This window comes from Sphingopyxis sp. CR5 (genome assembly GCF_059693785.1).
Window position 1 is genome coordinate 72,281 of record NZ_JCATIE010000015.1, and the last position, 16,934, is coordinate 89,214.

Sequence of the window (16,934 nt, forward strand, 5' to 3'; positions counted from 1 at the left end):
TCAGTGCATCGAAAGGGAAACATTCTTGGGAAGCGGCTTCAAAAAGATGACCAAAGGAACGGTCATTAAGGTCAGGACGCCCATCACCAAGAATACATCATTGTAGGTCATTACGAACGCGTCCCGCTGGATGGTCCGGCCTAGCATCGACATGGCACCCTCCATCCCGCCGAAGCTTTTCGCGAGTTCATCAAGATAAATCTGGAGTGAAGCACTGTTGGCATTCAGCGTCTCTTCCATGCGCCGGCTATGGTGCCAGATCCGCTGGTCCTGAAACGAAGCCAGTCCGGCCAAAGCGAAAGATCCTCCGAGATTTCGAGCGGCGTTAAAAATACCGGAGGCATCGCCAGCATCTGTCTTTGCCACCGAGGCTACGGTAGCCTGGTTCAGGAACATCATGGCCAGAATCATGCCAACACCCCGAATAAGCTGGCTTTCGATGAATACGGCGCCCCCAGATTCCGCGGTGAGGCTTATGCTGACGAAACAGCTGGCCGCCATCAGAAGCATTCCGACACCGACGGCAATGCGAATGTGGAGTCTGCGGATCATGAAGGGCAGGATCGGCATAAGCACAAAAGCCGGAATACCCATCCAAAATATAACGAGCCCGGTTTGAAAAGCGTTATAATCGGATATGATCGCAAGAAATTGGGGAATGACGTAGGTCGAACCATACATGACCATTCCCAGGGCGAGAGCCATCACCGCAACGCTTCCGAATTGGCGATTGAGAAGGAGGCGGAGTTTCAGGACGGGCTTCGACGCGTTCAGCTGCCCGTATATGAGTGAAGCGAAACCGATAACGGCAATGAGTGCCAGCCAGCGAATAAGAGCGGATTCAAACCATTCCTCGCGATGCCCCTCCTCAAGCAACACAGTCAAAGCGCCCAACCCCAGAATCAGGCCGGCAATGCCCGCCCAATCAGCATCGGTCAGATACTCCCACTTCGGCTCTTCGTGAGGAAGCCCGACGAATAGCAGCAGCAGCAGTACGGCGCAGATTGGAACATTGACAAAGAAGGCATAGTGCCAGCTCAAATTTTCGGTCAGCCAGCCACCGATCAGCGGCCCCATGACCGGACCCAGAATCACTGTCATGCCGAACAGCGCCATGCCGATCGGCTGTTGATGGGGCGGCAATCTTTTCGCCACGATGGTCATCGCAGTTGGTATCAGCGCACCACCCATGAAACCCTGACCCGTGCGACCGATGATCATGGTCGTGAGGTCGGTCGCCATACCGCAAAGAATTGAGAAGCCGGTGAACGCGGAAACCGCAATGATGAGCAGGTTTCGCAGTCCAAAAAGGCGTTCAAGCCAGGCGCTAAGCGGAATTACCACAATTTCGGCAACGAGAAATGCGGTGGCAATCCAAGTGCCCTCGGTGCCGCTGGCTCCGATTTCGCCCTGGATCACCGGAAGCGCGGAATTGACGATAGAGATATCGAGTGTTGCGAGCATGGCGCCAAGTGCACCCGCTGCGACCGCTATCCACGCGGTGATATCGGCATTCCGCCTTTCTGCAGTCGGAGTACCAGAGGCGCTGTTCGATGCCAACTCGGCGGTCATTTGTCGGTACTCGAGATCTCTTTCAGCTCTCCGGCAGCGTTTCGCGTGTCGACAACTGCCACAACCGACATGCCCGGGACGAGCAGACGACGCACTTTGGGCGAGGCTATTATCGCGATACGAACCGTTATCCGCTGAACAATCTTGGTGAAATTCCCTGTGGCGTTTTCGGGCGGCAGGATCGAAAATTCTGCTCCGGTTCCGGGCGAGATGCTCTCAACGCGTCCAGCAATCTCAAAGTCGGGAAGAGCATCGACCTCGAGCCTGACCGGTTGCCCCGCCCGCAAAAGGCCGACCTGCGTCTCCTTGAAATTAGCGATGACGTAGATTTCGTTTACCGGAACCACCGTCATCAATCGCTGACCGGGCTGAACGAATTGGCCGACCCTTACTGTTAGATCGCCAACGCGACCTCCCTTGCTGGCTCGCAGCAGAGTCGATGTGACATCTAGGTCGGCCGCTTCCAGCTGCGCGCGGGCCGCGTCAGCTTGGGCTTCGGTCTGGTCGATCTGTTTGAACAAGGTGGCCCTCCGACCGTTGGCAGCAGAGACTGCTGCCTGGGCAGCAACAAAGTCGGCGTGCGCTTGCTGCGCCTGTGTCTCATATTGTTGAAGCTTTTCTCGCGGCTCCGCACCGGTCGCGGCAAGGGGGCGATACCTCGCTACCTGCTCATTGGCGAGGTCGAGCGCCGCGCGCTTGGCGGCGAGTTGGGCCCGCGCCTGCCGAATCGCTGAGTCCTGTTCGGTTACTTGCGAGCGGATTGTGTCGGCGCCGGCCAGCGTCGCCGCAATTTGCGCACGCGCCTGTTGCGCCTGGGCTCTATAATCTCGCACATCCAGTTGCACGAGCGCCTCGCCGGGACTGACCCGCCCGTTCTCAAAGACGAGCACCGCGTCCACGTATCCGGCCACTTTTGATGAAACCACAACGCTGTCGGCCGCGACATAGGCGTTGTCGGTCGACTGCATGTACTGCCCATAGGTGACATGCCTGTAATACCACCAACCACCTGCAATCAGCGCAGCAGTGATGGCTATGATGAGGATGAGGCGAAATTTGGGTTGCGATTTCAGGCGGGATGCGGGCGCGCGATCCTGTTCCCGCTCATTTGGTTCGTCGGTCATCTGCCTCTTTCGAAGGATTTTGGACATGTGCTAAGTCGCTTCATGGCGTGGCGTAGACCGTTCCATCCGGTTAGTAAAATCGTTTAGTAATTTGCGTTTTGGCATTCCCACGAAACGGACTAGGCAGCGGTATGAACGCAAATCTCGACACAATGCCGCCACGGCTTCGCGAAGGCGCCCTCACCGACGACGACCGTATGCTATATTTGATGGACGAGATTAGTCGGGGGGCGAGGCGCGCTTATGACGCACGGATTGCCAAGATTGGCCTCAATCAGACGCAGTGGCGCATCATCGGACAACTTCTCCGCGAACCATCGTTGACGCAGGCCGGAATTGCCAAGCGACTAGAGTTGGAATCCGCCACGATCGGTCAAGCCGTCGCTGGCCTTTGTGGGAAAGGATTGATGGAAAGGCGACGAGCCAAAACGGACGGCCGGGCATGGCAGCTCATCCTGACCCAGGAGCTCGACAGGTTGTTGCCCCAACTGAGAGAATCCGCGGACGGGCTGCATAGGGTCCTATGGCGGAACGCCACGCGCGACGAAAAACGGACGTTGCTGGACATTCTTGTGCGGATTGCGTCGAATCTCGATCAGAGCCGGACCGATGCGGAATAGGACATATGCCTGGGTTCCGAGATAAACCGATAGGAGACATCGCACGCGCCGCCGAGATAGGACAGATTCTTGTCCGGCACGGCGCCAAAAGCCTGGCGGGCGCTCTCGGAGTCATTCCGCATCCGGCCAAGTCAATCGATCCAGGTGAATTGCGGCCGGCGGCGGTCGTCGCACTCCTGCGCGACATTGGTCCGGTCGGAATAAAGCTTGGACAGCTGCTGGCGACGCGCAGCGATCTGTTTTCCAGGTCCTGGATTGCTGCCTTCGCGACGCTCCACGATCAGGTTTCTCCGGTGCCATTCGAAGAAATCGAGCCCATCCTTGCCGCAAGCTGGGGAGCTGACTGGCGAGGGGAATTCACCCAATTCGATGAACAACCACTGGCTTCGGCTTCGGTAGCGCAGACCTACTCTGCTTCGCTGCTCGACGGCGCCGACGTTATCATAAAGGTGCGGCGTCCGGGCACTGCTGCGCGAATGGAGGCCGATGTGCGGCTCCTGACGCGCCTCGCCGCCGTTGCCGAGGATCGATCCCCTGAAATCGCCCGCTATCGCCCCGTAGAGTTCCTGCGAACCTTTGGCAGAAATCTTGCCTGGGAAATGGATCTGGCAGCAGAAGCTCGTGCATGCGAGCGTATCGGTGGCTATCTTGATACGCTTGGGATCAAGACTCCAACAATTCATTGGGAACTGACGGGGATACGGGTCAACGTCCAGGAGCGGCTGTATGGAACGCCCGCGTCTGCGATCGAGGCCGAATCGACCGACCCACGCGTGGCGGCGTTCGCGAGACAATATGCGAATGCAGTCCTGCGCATGATCATTCTGAATGGCGAATTTCATGGCGATCCGCATCCAGGCAATGTTTTCCTTATCGGGGAACAGGATGTGGGCTTTATCGACTTCGGATCGGTCGGCACTCTCACAAAGGCGAGGCGCGAGGAACTGGTACGACTTGTCATGGCTATAGCCGACGAAGACACAGCAGACGTCGCGAACGTGTTGCTCGAATGGGCTGGAGATCCGAAAGTTGACCGTGATGGGCTCACCCAGAATTTGGACCAGCTGATCGGTGAGTTCAGGGGAACGGTCCTTTCGGGGATTGAGTTCTCGCATATTTTCAGCCGCGTGTTCGATCTCCTGCGAGACTATCAGCTCGCACTTCCGCCTGATCTGGCGATCCTTCTTCGAACATTGCTCACGGCGGAAGGGTTTGCGCGTTCCTTTGCGCCTGACTATAATATCGGGGAGGAAACACGCCCCATCATGTTGGAGCTGTTCGCAGAAAGATTCTCCCTTGGCAGGAATCGCGCCAATTTAAAAAAAGTTCGCCGACAACTCCTCGCCCTAGCGGCGATCATGCCTGACCTTCTCGATAACGCCGCCGCTATAGCCAAGTCCGGGCATGTGCCTGTCCAGATTGATCCGGCAAGTTTTGAGAAGCTCGCAGCCATTCGCCGCGCGAGCCAGCCTGTCAAAGGTCCTGTGGCGGCCGCACTTATCGTCTCCGCGGCGCTGCTTGCGAATCAATCCTGGGTGCTTGCAAGTGTTGCAGTGGCTCTTGCCGGGTTGGTTCTTCTGCGCAAATGGCGATAAGATCGTTGCTCAGCTTGAACGGGCCAGCGTCCAATATCAGGCCAACTGAGAACTGGAGTTTATGATGACACTGCAGAAGCCAGTCGATCCGGTCCCCGCAGCCACCATGCTGTTGCTTCGCGACGAGCCGGAGTTCCAGGTGCTGATGGTCAAGCGGCATCACCAGATCGATTTTGCATCCGGCGCGCTGGTCTTTCCCGGTGGAAAGCCTTCTGCTGCCGATGAAGCGCCTGAATGGGCCGATTATTGCAGGGGCTGGAAAACGCTAGATCCTACGCAGCGCACCCTTCGGATTGCCGCGATTCGTGAAGCCTTTGAGGAAGCAGGCATCCTGCTGGCCGATCATCGCGACGGTAGCGAGTTCGAGGATATTTGCGATCTTGAAAGCCGCAAAGCCGTCGAGCGAGGCGAGCGCGAATTTTTCGACATTGTGCGCGAGGCCGATGTGCAACTGCGCCTTGATCGCCTGAGCGAGTTCGCGCGGTGGATCACGCCCAGCTTTATGCAAAAGCGCTTCGACACTCATTTCTTCGTCGTTCGCGCCCCAGAGCGCCAGATCGCAGCATGTGATGGATATGAAACCGTTGATGCGGAATGGCTTTCGCCAAGCAAAGCCCTGAAACTGGGTGTCAGCGGTGAACGAACGATCATCTTTCCCACGCGATTGAACCTGCAACTGCTAGCCGAAGCTGCGAGCGCAGACGATTGCGTCGCGCGGGCCAAGGCTCGCGAAATCGTGCCGGTCCTTCCAGAAGTCATCCAGCGAGACGGCAAGAACATCCTCACTATCCCCGCCGACGTGGGATACGGCACAGCCTTCGAAGTTATCAGCTGAGATAGAAGCAAGCAAGTGACCGGCCCCCACCGAGTGGTCCGCTGGGATTGTTAGTGCATTGACGCGTCCATCGCCAGTGTTGGCCGCAGGTGGAGCGAAGCGGAACCGGCGGGCGACACTGGCGATGGAACGGCCTCCGGCGCCGGTGGTCGATATCCCAGCGAGCTGTGCGGCCGGACGGTGTTGTAATGCCGCCGCCAAGCCTCGATCAGGATCCGGGCCTCCGCGAGCGAGTAGAAGATCTCGCCGTTGAGCAGCTCATCGCGCAGGGATCCGTTGAAGCTTTCACAATAGCCATTCTCCCATGGCGATCCGGGCGTGATATACAGCGTCTTCACGCCGATCTGGGCGAGCCATTGCTGCACCGCCGTCGCGATAAACTCCGGGCCGTTGTCCGACCGGATATGCGCCGGCGGCCCACGCGTGACGAACAGCTCGGCCAGTGCCGCGAGCACGTCGTCGCTCTTGAGCTTACGCGCCACCGGCAACGCCAGGCACTCCCGGCTCGCCTCGTCGATGATCGACAGGATCCGGTATTTGCGACCATCGTGCGTCCGGCCCTCGACGAAGTCGTAGGACCAGACATGGCCGGGATATTCTGGCCGCAGCCGGATGCACGATCCGTCGTTCAGCCACAGACGCCCGCGCTTCGGCTGCCTTTGTGGCACCTTCAGCCCTTCGCGGCGCCAGATACGCTCAACCCGCTTGCGGTTCACATGCCACCCCGCATCGCGTAGCAACGCCGTCACCCGGCGATAGCCATAACGACCATATTGCCGGGCCAGTGCGATGATATCCTCAGTGAGGGCCGCTTCGTCATCCGCCCCGCGTGGCGCCTTGCGCTGCGTCGATCGGTGCTGCCCGAGCACGCGGCACAGCCGCCGCTCGGACACCGGCATCATCATTCTGATGTGGTCGATACAGCGCCTGCGGCGTGCGGGGCTCAGAAGTTTCCCCGGGCAGCCTCCTGCAGGATCAGCTTGTCCAGCGTCAGGTCCGAGATCGCACGACGAAGCCGCGCATTCTCCTTCTCCAGATCCTTCATCCGACGCGCCTGATCGGTCTTCAGGCCGCCATATTCCTTGCGCCACCGATAATAGGTCTGCTCGCTGATCGCGATCCGACGACACGCCTCGGCGGTCGTAGCGCCCTGCGCAAGCACAACCTCCGCCTCACGTAGCTTGCCGATAATCTCTTCCGGGCGATGCTTCTTGCTCGGCATTCTATATCTCCTTCGTCGTCCAAAATATCATCAATTTTGGACCACTCAGAAGGGGGCAGATCAAACCGCGATCGCTGCTATCGTCACCGATCCCGATCAGTTCCGGTCGGGAAGGCAATTCGCCGCCTGGCTCGGCCTAACTCCGCAGCAGCACTCCACCGGCGGCAAGACCAGGTTGGGTGGCATCTCGAAGCAGGGAGACCGATATCTGCGCCGACTGCTCGTCGTCGGCGCCACCGCCGTCATGCGCCACATCAAGGATAAGCCAACGCCCATGGCCGACTGGATCAGGAAACTCTCGGAGAAAAAGCCGTTCAGGGTCGTCTCCGTGGCGCTTGCCAACAAGTTGGCCCGGATCGCCTGGGTCGTGCTGACCCGGAAGGAAGCCTATGGGCCCTATCAACTGACGACCTAACAGAATACCGAACAACCGAATTGGCAGTGGCAGTCAATGATGAGTAACGATCGAGCCAATGGTGAAACCAACCCGTCTGATTCAATGCGCTTCAACCGCGCGCCAACTTGATTAGGCCGTGTTGACAAAAGGGATTCCCAAATCCTCCTCCTTCTGATTCAAGACTGCTTTTTGAGGATCAGTCATGGGTCGCGGGGATTTGTCGGATGCGGAGTGGGACCTGATTGGGCCGCTGCTGCCGCCTGAACGTGGTCGCTGGGCGCGGCCGTCGGGCGATAATCGTCGCTTTCTCAACGGCATGCTTCACGTGCTGCGGGTCGGCTGCCCTTGGCGCGACATGCACGAGCGCTACGGCAAGTGGAACTCGGTCTATGTCCGCTTCCGGCGCTGGGCCGAACAGGGTGTCTGGGATGCCCTGCTGCAAACGCTGGTCGATCTGGGTCTGACCGACGACTGGCAACATATGATCGACAGCACCAGCGTTCGCGGCCATGTTTCGGCAGCGGGCGGAAAAGGGGGGCTTGTGCGAACGCTCTTGGTCGATCACGCGGCGGCTTTACGAGCAAAATCCACGCCCGCTGCGACAATCAAGGACTGCCTGTCGGCTTCATCCTGACCGGCGGCGAGGCTTCTGATTACACCGCTGCCGAACCGCTGATGGCGATCCCCGTCGCCACACCCAAGGCGCTGCTCGCGGACAAGGGCTATGATGGTGATCGCTTCCGGGAAAGCCTGCTGACCCGGGGCATCCTGCCGATCATCCCGCCCCGCTCGAACCGCAAGGTGCCAGAGCATCCCGACTATCGCCGTTACAAGGACCGCAACCGCGTCGAGCGCATGTTCGGAAAGCTCAAACAGCAACGACGCATCGCCACTCGATATGACAAAACCCTTCTCTCGTTCGAGAGCTTCCTAAACCTCGCCGCCACGCGGCTATGGCTGAAGTCTTTTGTCAACGCGGCCTAGGGACCTCACCGGCGGATTTCCATCAAGGCCAGCGGCACTCAAAACGCCGCACAAACAGGCCGGACATATGAAAGCAACCGATCAAAGCCATCGCGACCACAAAGCCCTTGCCATAGGGGGCGTCCACATATGAATCAGAAAACCGCCCAAAAAAGAATCCCCTTTGAATCAGCCAAATGTCATCCCGCTCTAACTCCTCGCCCAGCCAATGATATCTACGGCGGAAAACTCTAACCGCAACTGGTCCAGAATTCAGGTGGCAGAGCACCTGAAATGGAGGCGGCGCCGTTCTCACAGGTCAGAGCCGCACGCATCCCCGCAGGGTATCGCGCAGCACTGCAATTGAATTGCTGAGCGAGGCTTCGCCTTCCAGCCGCCCGTTGATACGTAGCATCACCGTCCCGCTTTGCTGCATGAGCAGGGGAACAAGTTGCGTACCCGTCACGCCGCCGATCCATTGAGTGCCGTTCGCATTGGCGCGCTGAACGGATATGCTAACGAGCCGACCGGAGAAGTTCCACGTCATCGTCATCGCATTGTCGGCGGAGGGCTTGTTGAGCAGCATCGCCATGTAGGGCTTTCCGCCTTCACAATAGAGACTGAGGGCTTCGATGTTGGGCGATGCCGCGGCGCTCACATAAGCCATGGGCGCGCGACCTTGCACCGGTACAACTTCCCAGGGTGTACCGGGAAGCGGCACTGCCGTTTCGGGCGGGCTTTTGTCCAACAGCGTCTTGATTTCCGGCGCAATCGGCAGCCTAACGCCCGAAGCAGACGGATAAACTGTTAGCTTGCCGCGCTCCCAAAGGCCCACCTGCACCGCACGGCGCGCCGGGTCTATTATTATATAGGCCTGCTCCACACCGCCCTGATGCTGCGCATTGCCGGAAAGATAGTAATAGTTCCCAGCCCGCTGCAATGGCGAGACGGCTGAGAGATTGGTCCGCAGCGCAGCCATCTTCGGCCCCATCCGGGCCTTCAATGCCGCAGCCAAGGTACCCTTATCGAACAGGTCGATATTGTCCTTGGCGTAGCTTCCCGGATATTTGCCGACGAGGCTGGCGAGATTGGTCCATTCCGCTGGAATGCCTTGCACGGCCACCGCCGGCTCAGGCCGTGGCGGCAGTGGCGTGCCAGCAAGAGCGCTGCCCTGGCAGAGCGTGAACGGGCCGCCACCCGTGAAGGCCGCATGGAAAGAAGCCGGGCGTTGGCCGCGCGGCAGATCGGATTCAAAGCGGATGACACCGCGCTTCTCGTCGTCGTTCACATACATGAGAACCCGACCAAAATCATTGCTGCTAACTGGAAAGGGAAAAAATACTGCCATGATGCCGTCATAGCTCTGGCCCATGAAGGTGAGAGCATATTCCACCCGAGGGGGCTTTATTTCCCGACCATTGGCGCGGAACGTCATGCCCTTTTCATCGATGGTTACGCGCGGTTCCTTTGAGCAGTCGCCGCGCGGGGCGTAGCTGCCAAAGATATGGTCGACGCCCTGATCCTTGAAGCTGGATAGTGGTAGCGCCTGCGCACTTGCGGCAGCAATCGTGGCAATCGCACAAGCGGCAAGACCTACACCCGAAAGGCGGATTGTGGACGGCATGTGAAATGGCAATGTCATGTCGAATCCCCATCGAAGTGGTGACGGTTTTCGCGCGCACATGGCTCAGTCACGAGGTAAATTGGTGCGCCGGTCGCCTTGATCCTATTTGGCCAACAGGATAGCTGACTTAAGGGATGGTTTGGTTCTGGTCATGGATGCCCCCACGTGAAAGCCCTGCCCGGCAGGGACCGTGACGTGGTTAATACGATCTTGATGACTCTAAAATGAACGGGAAGGAATAGGTGAACTGACCTGACCCCCTGGTTTCCACCAGCCGGGATCAGAGCCCGGCCTTTTGCACTGCTATCCAACTTTCGACCACGCGGGTCATGCGCTCCGGATCGGGCATGCCGTACCGCAGCCGCATCCAAAAGTCGTCGGCGCGCGCTCGACCGCGCCAAGGCTGAAGCGCTGACAGCAAGCATCGGATGTATAAACTGATATCTTCGGATCTGAGATGGCACACCTCCCACCGCCCCGAGCAAAATAATAAAGTGCCATAATAAAGTTCTTTACCAAATGCCGAAAAACTGCTCATCTTCCAGCCGAGCGGCGAGAATCTTTTCCTCTCCGGAAATCTCCTTCTGGCCACTCCTCAAACTCGGGGCAGCTCGGCGAGCTGCCCCATTTTTGAACATCGACAATCGGGGACAAGGACGGGTTCGCGCAAGAAACGAAAAAATCGAGACAGGGAGAGATAGGGTGATGAATAAGAAAGCCTACTGGTTGGCAAGCGCCGTCGTGATGGCGTTGCCACAGGTCTCAAATGCTCAGGAAGTCATAGCCGAAGAGCCAGATGGCGGTGACAATGTCATCGTCGTGACAGCGCAACGTCAGGCGCAAAGCTTGCAAGACGTACCGATCGCTGTCAGCGCATTCAGCGCTGAGGCGCTTGAAAGCCAGCAGATCGAAAATGCCTCGGATCTACAGCTGACGCTGCCCAATGTATCTTTCTCGAAAGGCAATTTCACCTCAGCTTCATTCACTATTCGCGGCGTTGGCGACCTGTGCGTCGGCGTCACCTGCGATGCTGCGACCGCAATCCATGTCAATGGATCCCCCTTGTTCGGAACACGCCTGTTCGAGACCGAATATTTCGATCTGGAAAGGATTGAAGTCCTTCGCGGACCTCAAGGCACCCTGTTCGGCCGGAATGCGACCTCCGGGGTCGTGAATGTTGTGACCGCGAAACCCAAACTCTCCCGTTTCGAGGCTGAAGCGCAATTCGAGTATGGCAATTTCAACAGCATCGAAGCGCGTGGCATGGTCAACGTCCCGATCGGGGATATGATCGGCGTGAGGCTGGCGGGCATATATGTGAACCGCGACGGTTATACGACGAATCTCTATGATGGATCGGACATCGACGCTCGGGACCTCTATGCGTTGCGAGGCTCCCTTCGTTTCGAACCCGGTCCTGATACGACGATCGATCTCATGGGCTATTATTTCCGGGAAAAGGACACGCGCCTCAGAAACCAGAAACAAACGTGCCAACGCGATCCATTGGGCGTGCTCGGATGCCTGAACAATCGACGTGATTTCGATACCACGAACGCAAATTCAACGGTCGGTGCGACGCTCAGTTCATCCGAGTTCTTCGCCATTCAGGGCATTCCCGCCGTGCTCGGCCTCGGCAGCCTTTATGGCCCTGATGGGTTTTCCGGGTTTCAGGAGCCTGGCGATGTGCGTGTCGTCAACACGGCCTATACCCCTTTCTATTTTGCCGAAGAGCTACAGGTGCAGGCGCGCCTTGAGCAAAAATTCGGCGCGATGACCCTGACGGCCACCGGCATTTATCAGGATACTGAAGTCGATTCCAGGCAGGACTATTTTCTTGGAATTCAAAGCCGTGCCGGTTTCGCCCCGGCGCTCAATACGTTGGACTTTTTTGCGGCTAACGGATTACCGACAGGTCTTGCTCCGCCGGCGCCAGCCTTCATTCCCGGCTCTTCGGCCTATTTTTCGCCGATTGCCGGCGCTCTAATCCCGGACGGTCCGCAGGGCGTGCTGTGCACGTCGGATAATGATGATGGAAGCAGAGGCGCTTTCGAAGGGAACTCGCTGTGTTCCGAAACGCCGCTTTCTTTCGATCGATCTTCGGAACAACGCGAATCGTGGAGCGGAGAGCTCATCCTCACGAGTGACTTCGACGGGCCGTTCAATTTCCTGTTGGGCGGAATTTACGCGAAATCGAAAACCACCGACAATAGCTATTATGTGAACTCGTTTGCGCTCGATTACGCCAGTGCCGTATTGGGTTCATTCGGCTCCTTGTCGGGCGGCCTTCCGCCATCCTATTTCGCGACGTCGATGTATCGGAACAACTCGCTGGAATCGAATCTAGAGAGCTATGGCATTTTCGGCGAGGTCTATTTCGATCTAAGCGACCGGCTGACGTTGACCGGGGGGCTGCGTTACAATAATGACAAGAAGGATGTGACGGCGCGTACGACGCTGATCAGTTTCCTGAACCCTTATGCCAATGATGGAGATCCGTTCGATACCCCGATAACGCCCCTCACCGGGCCGTCTGGGCTTTTCGATGCCGACCCGGGGACGCCGGGCCAACAGCTCGCCCAGTTTCGCGAAGTAAGCTTCGACGAAATTACCGGACGAGCAGTTCTGGCCTTCGAGGTTACGCCGGACAATTCACTCTATGCATCTTATTCTAGGGGTTACAAATCCGGCGGGATCAATCCTCCGCTTTCTCCGATTTTCGCCGTCAGCGAGAGTTTCGGCTCTGAAACGATCGATGCCTTCGAGATCGGCTCCAAGAACGTCTTCGCAAACGGCGCGTTACAACTCAATGCCACCGCATTTTACTACAAATATAGTGGACTGCAGCTCAGCCGCATCGTGGCAAGAACGTCCGTGAATGACACGGTTGACGCCAATATCTGGGGTGTCGAACTGGAGTCTGTCATCAGGCCGGACCCGAACTGGCTTATCAATCTGTCCTTCAGCTATCTCAATGCCAAGGTCGCCGGCGATCAATTCTTCTCCAATCCGCGTGATCCGGGCGGCGGGGATCCTGATGCCGTGATTATCAAGGACATCAGCAATGGTGCGCACTGCGCTGTCACGGGACCTGCGCCTGGCGTTGCTGATGCGTTCGTTGCGGGCGTAAATGCGGCTCTCGGCCTTCGCGCACCGCAGGAATTTCCTTCGGACGGCAATATCGCCTCCAGCGGCGCGTTCGGCATTTGCGGTGTCCTCGCGAGCGCTATCCCTGCGAACAGCGGGATCCAGGTATTGAGTCCTGGCGTCGAGGTTAACATCAAGGGCAACACATTGCCGCAAGCGCCGAATGTCAAGGTCTCGATGGGCGTGCAGTACACGGCAGAGGTCGGGAATGGTATGACACTCGTCCCCCGCGTCGACATTTCCATGACCGGAAAGCAATATGGCAATATCTTCAACGGCAGAATTAATCGCATCCAACCTTTCGTACAGGCTAATGCAGTTTTGCAGTTGAATGGTGCCGACGAGCGCTGGTTTGTCCGGGGGTTCGTTCAGAATATCTTCGATAGCAACTCAGTTACCGGACTTTATGTCACCGATGCATCTTCCGGTAATTTTACAAATATCTACACGCTTGATCCGCGGCGTTATGGTGTCGCGATCGGCGCAAAATTCTAATGCTTTAGCTGTCCCAATCGATCGGGAAAAATTATACCGCATGAAAATCGCGGCGTCGGAGGGCCAGTAGCAGGCCCTCCGACGCCGATTTCATGCGCCAATTGCAGTCTTGGGCGAGGAATGGGTGTGAGATACGTCCGGCGTGCGCACTGCGGAAACTTGCGTCTCGCGCGAGCGATATGGGAGGCACATTGGCTCCTGCCCCTCGAATCTGACCGGCCCCCACCGAGTGGTCCGCGTGGACTGTTAGGTGTTTAGTCCCAGCATGTGATGGAGTGGTTTCATATCGAAGATATCTGGCTTGGATTTCCGGAGCTCTTCGATGGCCTCGTAGGTTGTCTTGAAGCGCAGAGCCTTCAACTGCTTGGCGAAGTTGTAAGCGACGAGCCAGTCGCGGACATGGCGGCGCAGTTCATTGATCGACGTGTAATGGAAGGATTTGACGGTGGCCTCCTTGATGGTGCGCACCATCCGTTCGGCCTGGCCGTTGGTCCATGGGTGATAGGGCTTGGTGAGGCGATGCTCGATGCCGTTCTGCTCGCAGACACGGCCGAAGATATGGCCGATCCATCCCAGTGGGCCGCCTTGGTCCCGCTGCACGAACTGTACGCCGTTATCTGTCAGGATGGTGTGGATCCTGGTAAGTGATAATTTTCCCCCACGCGGGGCGGACGGGCGCGGGCTTCGATTAGAAGCTGGCGCCTAATTTCGTTGTATCTAATTTCGATCGTGCTTTGCTCAGGCGGCGTTGGCGGTGGCACTCGTTTCGAACGTCATTTCGGCGGCCTTTGTATCGACCCAGTTCCCAGGTAGCAGGTCATCGATGGGCTCGCCGTCGCCGCGGGTGACGATGCGGGCAAGGACGTCGGCCAGGTAGGCGGCGGGGTTGATCGCACCCAGCTTGCAGGTCTCGATCAGCGACGCGATCGCCGCCCAGTTCTCGGCGCCCAGTTCGTGGCCCGCGAACAACGCATTTTTCCGTTGGAGTGCGATCGGCCGCATCGACCGCTCCACCGGGTTGTTGTCGATGTCGATCCGGCCATCGTCGAGGAACCGGACGAGCCCGGCCCAGTGGCTCAGTGCATAGTTGATCGCCTTGAGGGTCGGCGAGCCGCTGAACATGCGCCGGCGCTTGGCGTCGAGCCAGTCATGCAGCTCGTCGACGATCGGGCTGGACCGCGCCTAGCGGACGGCAAGGCGCTCCTCGGGCGTGCGACCGTGGATCTCGCGCTCGATGTTGTAGAGCAGCCCGATCCGGTACAGCGCTTCGGTGGCGATCGGCGCGCCATCGCCCTTGCCGCCGGCGTCGAAGAAGCCGCGGCGAACATGCGCCCAGCAATAGGCCAGCACCGAGGGTCCGCCGGGACGTCCCGCCTTGCCGAACTGGCCATAGGCTTCATAGCCATCGACCTGCAGGATGCCGTGATACTCGCCGAGGAGCTTCGCCGCCCACATGCCGCCCCGGCCCGGCATGTAGCTGTAAACGATCGCGGGTGGATCGACCCCGCCATGCGGGCGGTCGTCGCGGACCATCGCCCACAGGTAGCCCGTCTTCGTCTTGCCGCTGCTCGGCGCCAGCACCATCGCGGTGGTCTCGTCGACGAACAGGCGATCGCTCTTCAGAAGCTCCGCCTTCTGCCGGTCGACGATCGGCTTCAGATAGCCCGCCGCGCGGCCGACCCAGCCCGCGAGCGTCGCGCGATCGATCGTCACGCCCTGGCGCGCCAACATCTGCGCCTGCCGGTAGAGCGGAAGGTGATCAGCGTATTTCTTGACGAGGATATCGGCGAGCAGCGCTTCCCTCGGCAGGCCGCCCGGCACCACATGCGCGGGAGCCTTCGCCTGCGCGACGCTATCGCCGCACGATCGGCACACCATCCTCGGCCGCACCGTCACGATGACGCGATATTGGGCGGGGATGATGTCGAGTCGTTGGGACCGATCCTCGCCGATCCGGTGCAGCGCACCGCCGCAGCCCGCGCAGCAGCCGGCCTCCGGCGCGATCTCGATCTCGTGACGCGGAAGATGCGCCGGCAGCGAGGCGCGGGTTCGTCCGCCGCACGCTTGCGCCGCGGCGGCGCGATGCCGGTGGCTTCCTCGCCCTGTTCGACCAGCAGTTCGGCTTCGGCCATCGATACGTCGCGATCTTCGAGCGCCAGCGCGAGCTGGCCGCTGTCGATCTTCTCCGACCGCTTGCCGAAGTGCATGCGATTGAGGACATCAAGAAGGTGCTGGAGCCGGGCGGAGCGGAGCCGTTCGGCGATGATCATCGCCTTTAGTGCCTCGACGTCGTCGGGCAGCTCTTCCACCCCCTCGCTCATGGTGCGGATGGATACATTATTTCGCGGTTTTCTGCCCGTTTTGTGCGGCAAGACGAGTCATTTTCACGGCCTATAACGCCATCACCGGACGCGCCACACGCGGGGCATGAACACGCGCCCAGTCGAGCCCTTCGATCAGCGCCGAAGCCTGCGCCGCGGTAAGGCTCATCACCCCGTCGCCGAAGCGCGGCCAGCGGAACGTGCCCGTCTCGAGCCGCTTCGTCACCAGCACCAGGCCGGTCCCGTCCCATAGCAGCAGCTTGATCCGATCGGCGCGCTTGCGGCGGAACACGAACATGATTCCGGAGAAGGGGTCGCGGTTCAGCTCGTGCTGCACGAGCGACGCCAGGCCCACCATTCCCTTGCGGAAGTCGACCGGCTTCACCGCCACCAGCACTTTGAGTGGTCCCGGCGGGATGATCATGTCGACACCTGCACCGCGAGCAGCACCCGCTCGATATGGTCGGCAGTCACGCCGTCGGGAATGCGGATCGTCATGCCCTTGATGTTGATGCGGATCTCGGCGCCGCTGCCCTGCGCCTTCGGCTCCTCGACCATTGCCGGAACGAAGGCCGGCGCGTCGTCCGATTCCATCCGTTCGCGCGCTTCCCGGCGCCAGGCGTAGAGCTGCTGCGGCAGGATATCGTTCCGGCGCGCGATATCCGCGACGTTCGCCCGCGGCGCCATACTCTCGGCGATGATCCGGGCCTTCGCTTCCGGCGTCCACTGCCGACGCTCGCGACCCGCCGGGATCACCTCCATCGGGCGAGCACGACCGTTCCCGTTGCTTTCGAAGCTACTTTCGAACGTCGTTACATCGCCCATCGCTAGTTACGCTCCCGATACAGAAGGCGCGCAACATAACGATCTCAGAACATTCGAAAATGTGGGGGTAAATTAGGCTTCGTGGACAAAGCTTGACTGTGGACTCGGACCTTGATTCAAGGCTGGCTTTTGGAGGCTGCCTTGGGCGAGCGGATTGGCGTTACAGACGAAGAATGGGAAGTGATCGGGCCGCT

11 protein-coding genes and 4 pseudogenes are annotated in these 16,934 nt (G+C 59.0%); 6 read left to right on the top strand and 9 right to left on the bottom strand.

Going from position 1 to position 16,934, the window contains the following annotated elements:
- Complete coding sequence (locus tag AC58D2_RS19095; protein WP_095385529.1) at positions 1-1,572, bottom strand: MDR family MFS transporter; 1,572 nt, start codon at positions 1,570-1,572, stop codon at positions 1-3.
- The gene (locus tag AC58D2_RS19100) at positions 1,569-2,696 is read right to left on the bottom strand and encodes an HlyD family secretion protein (RefSeq protein WP_497392643.1); all 1,128 of its coding nucleotides are present in this window, start codon (positions 2,694-2,696) and stop codon (positions 1,569-1,571) included. Before AC58D2_RS19100 ends, AC58D2_RS19095 begins: the two co-directional genes overlap by 4 nt.
- A 131-nt stretch (positions 2,697-2,827) precedes the next feature.
- Here AC58D2_RS19100 and AC58D2_RS19105 point away from each other — a divergent pair, with 131 nt between their 5' ends.
- The 3 genes from AC58D2_RS19105 (at position 2,828) to AC58D2_RS19115 (ending at position 5,746) form a co-directional block, all read left to right on the top strand.
- Entirely contained in the window at positions 2,828-3,316 is a 489-nt protein-coding gene (locus AC58D2_RS19105) for a MarR family winged helix-turn-helix transcriptional regulator (protein ID WP_052208277.1), read from the top strand.
- 5 nt (positions 3,317-3,321) lie between these two features.
- Positions 3,322-4,911 carry an ABC1 kinase family protein gene (locus AC58D2_RS19110; protein WP_039575416.1) on the top strand — a complete coding sequence of 530 codons (1,590 nt, stop codon included), beginning with the start codon at positions 3,322-3,324 and terminating at the stop codon, positions 4,909-4,911.
- A 64-nt stretch (positions 4,912-4,975) separates the two neighbouring features.
- Positions 4,976-5,746 (top strand): NUDIX hydrolase, encoded by a 771-nt coding sequence (locus AC58D2_RS19115; RefSeq protein ID WP_054590306.1) that lies wholly within the window; start codon positions 4,976-4,978, stop codon positions 5,744-5,746.
- 50 nt (positions 5,747-5,796) lie between these two features.
- Here the strand turns inward: AC58D2_RS19115 and AC58D2_RS19120 are convergent.
- Positions 5,797-6,968, bottom strand: a protein-coding gene (locus AC58D2_RS19120; RefSeq protein WP_095387322.1) for an IS3 family transposase whose coding sequence is annotated in 2 segments (ribosomal slippage) — positions 5,797-6,704 and positions 6,704-6,968 — 1,173 coding nt in all. Because the reading frame shifts where the segments join, the coding sequence is not laid out codon by codon here.
- Positions 6,969-7,032: 64 nt separating this feature from the next.
- Here AC58D2_RS19120 and AC58D2_RS19125 point away from each other — a divergent pair.
- Together AC58D2_RS19125 and AC58D2_RS19130 are read left to right on the top strand one after the other, a co-directional pair.
- Positions 7,033-7,383 (top strand): annotated as a pseudogene (locus AC58D2_RS19125) (transposase); the annotation flags it as partial.
- Positions 7,384-7,567: 184 nt separating this feature from the next.
- Positions 7,568-8,349 (top strand): annotated as a pseudogene (locus AC58D2_RS19130) (IS5 family transposase).
- 298 nt (positions 8,350-8,647) lie between these two features.
- On the opposite strand, the gene AC58D2_RS19135 reads toward AC58D2_RS19130, so the two are convergent.
- Both AC58D2_RS19135 and AC58D2_RS19140 read right to left on the bottom strand, forming a co-directional pair.
- Positions 8,648-9,970 (bottom strand): Ivy family c-type lysozyme inhibitor, encoded by a 1,323-nt coding sequence (locus AC58D2_RS19135; protein ID WP_039575466.1) that lies wholly within the window; start codon positions 9,968-9,970, stop codon positions 8,648-8,650.
- 262 nt (positions 9,971-10,232) lie between these two features.
- The gene (locus AC58D2_RS19140; RefSeq protein WP_137868978.1) at positions 10,233-10,490 is read right to left on the bottom strand and encodes a hypothetical protein; all 258 of its coding nucleotides are present in this window, start codon (positions 10,488-10,490) and stop codon (positions 10,233-10,235) included.
- A gap of 167 nt (positions 10,491-10,657) precedes the next feature.
- On the opposite strand from AC58D2_RS19140, the gene AC58D2_RS19145 reads away from it, so the two are divergent.
- Complete coding sequence (locus tag AC58D2_RS19145) at positions 10,658-13,594, top strand: TonB-dependent receptor (protein ID WP_054588702.1); 2,937 nt, start codon at positions 10,658-10,660, stop codon at positions 13,592-13,594.
- A 246-nt stretch (positions 13,595-13,840) separates the two neighbouring features.
- Here AC58D2_RS19145 and AC58D2_RS19150 read toward each other — a convergent pair.
- From AC58D2_RS19150 to tnpA, 4 genes and pseudogenes are all read right to left on the bottom strand, one after another.
- Positions 13,841-14,233, bottom strand: a pseudogene (locus AC58D2_RS19150) (integrase core domain-containing protein); the annotation flags it as partial.
- A 99-nt stretch (positions 14,234-14,332) separates the two neighbouring features.
- Positions 14,333-15,915, bottom strand: a pseudogene (gene tnpC, locus AC58D2_RS19155) (IS66 family transposase).
- A gap of 70 nt (positions 15,916-15,985) precedes the next feature.
- The gene (gene tnpB, locus AC58D2_RS19160) at positions 15,986-16,339 is read right to left on the bottom strand and encodes an IS66 family insertion sequence element accessory protein TnpB (protein ID WP_054588704.1); all 354 of its coding nucleotides are present in this window, start codon (positions 16,337-16,339) and stop codon (positions 15,986-15,988) included.
- The gene (gene tnpA / locus AC58D2_RS19165) at positions 16,336-16,740 is read right to left on the bottom strand and encodes an IS66-like element accessory protein TnpA (protein WP_081997356.1); all 405 of its coding nucleotides are present in this window, start codon (positions 16,738-16,740) and stop codon (positions 16,336-16,338) included. The genes tnpB and tnpA overlap by 4 nt, the downstream gene beginning before the upstream one ends.
- Positions 16,741-16,934: the final 194 nt, after the last annotated feature.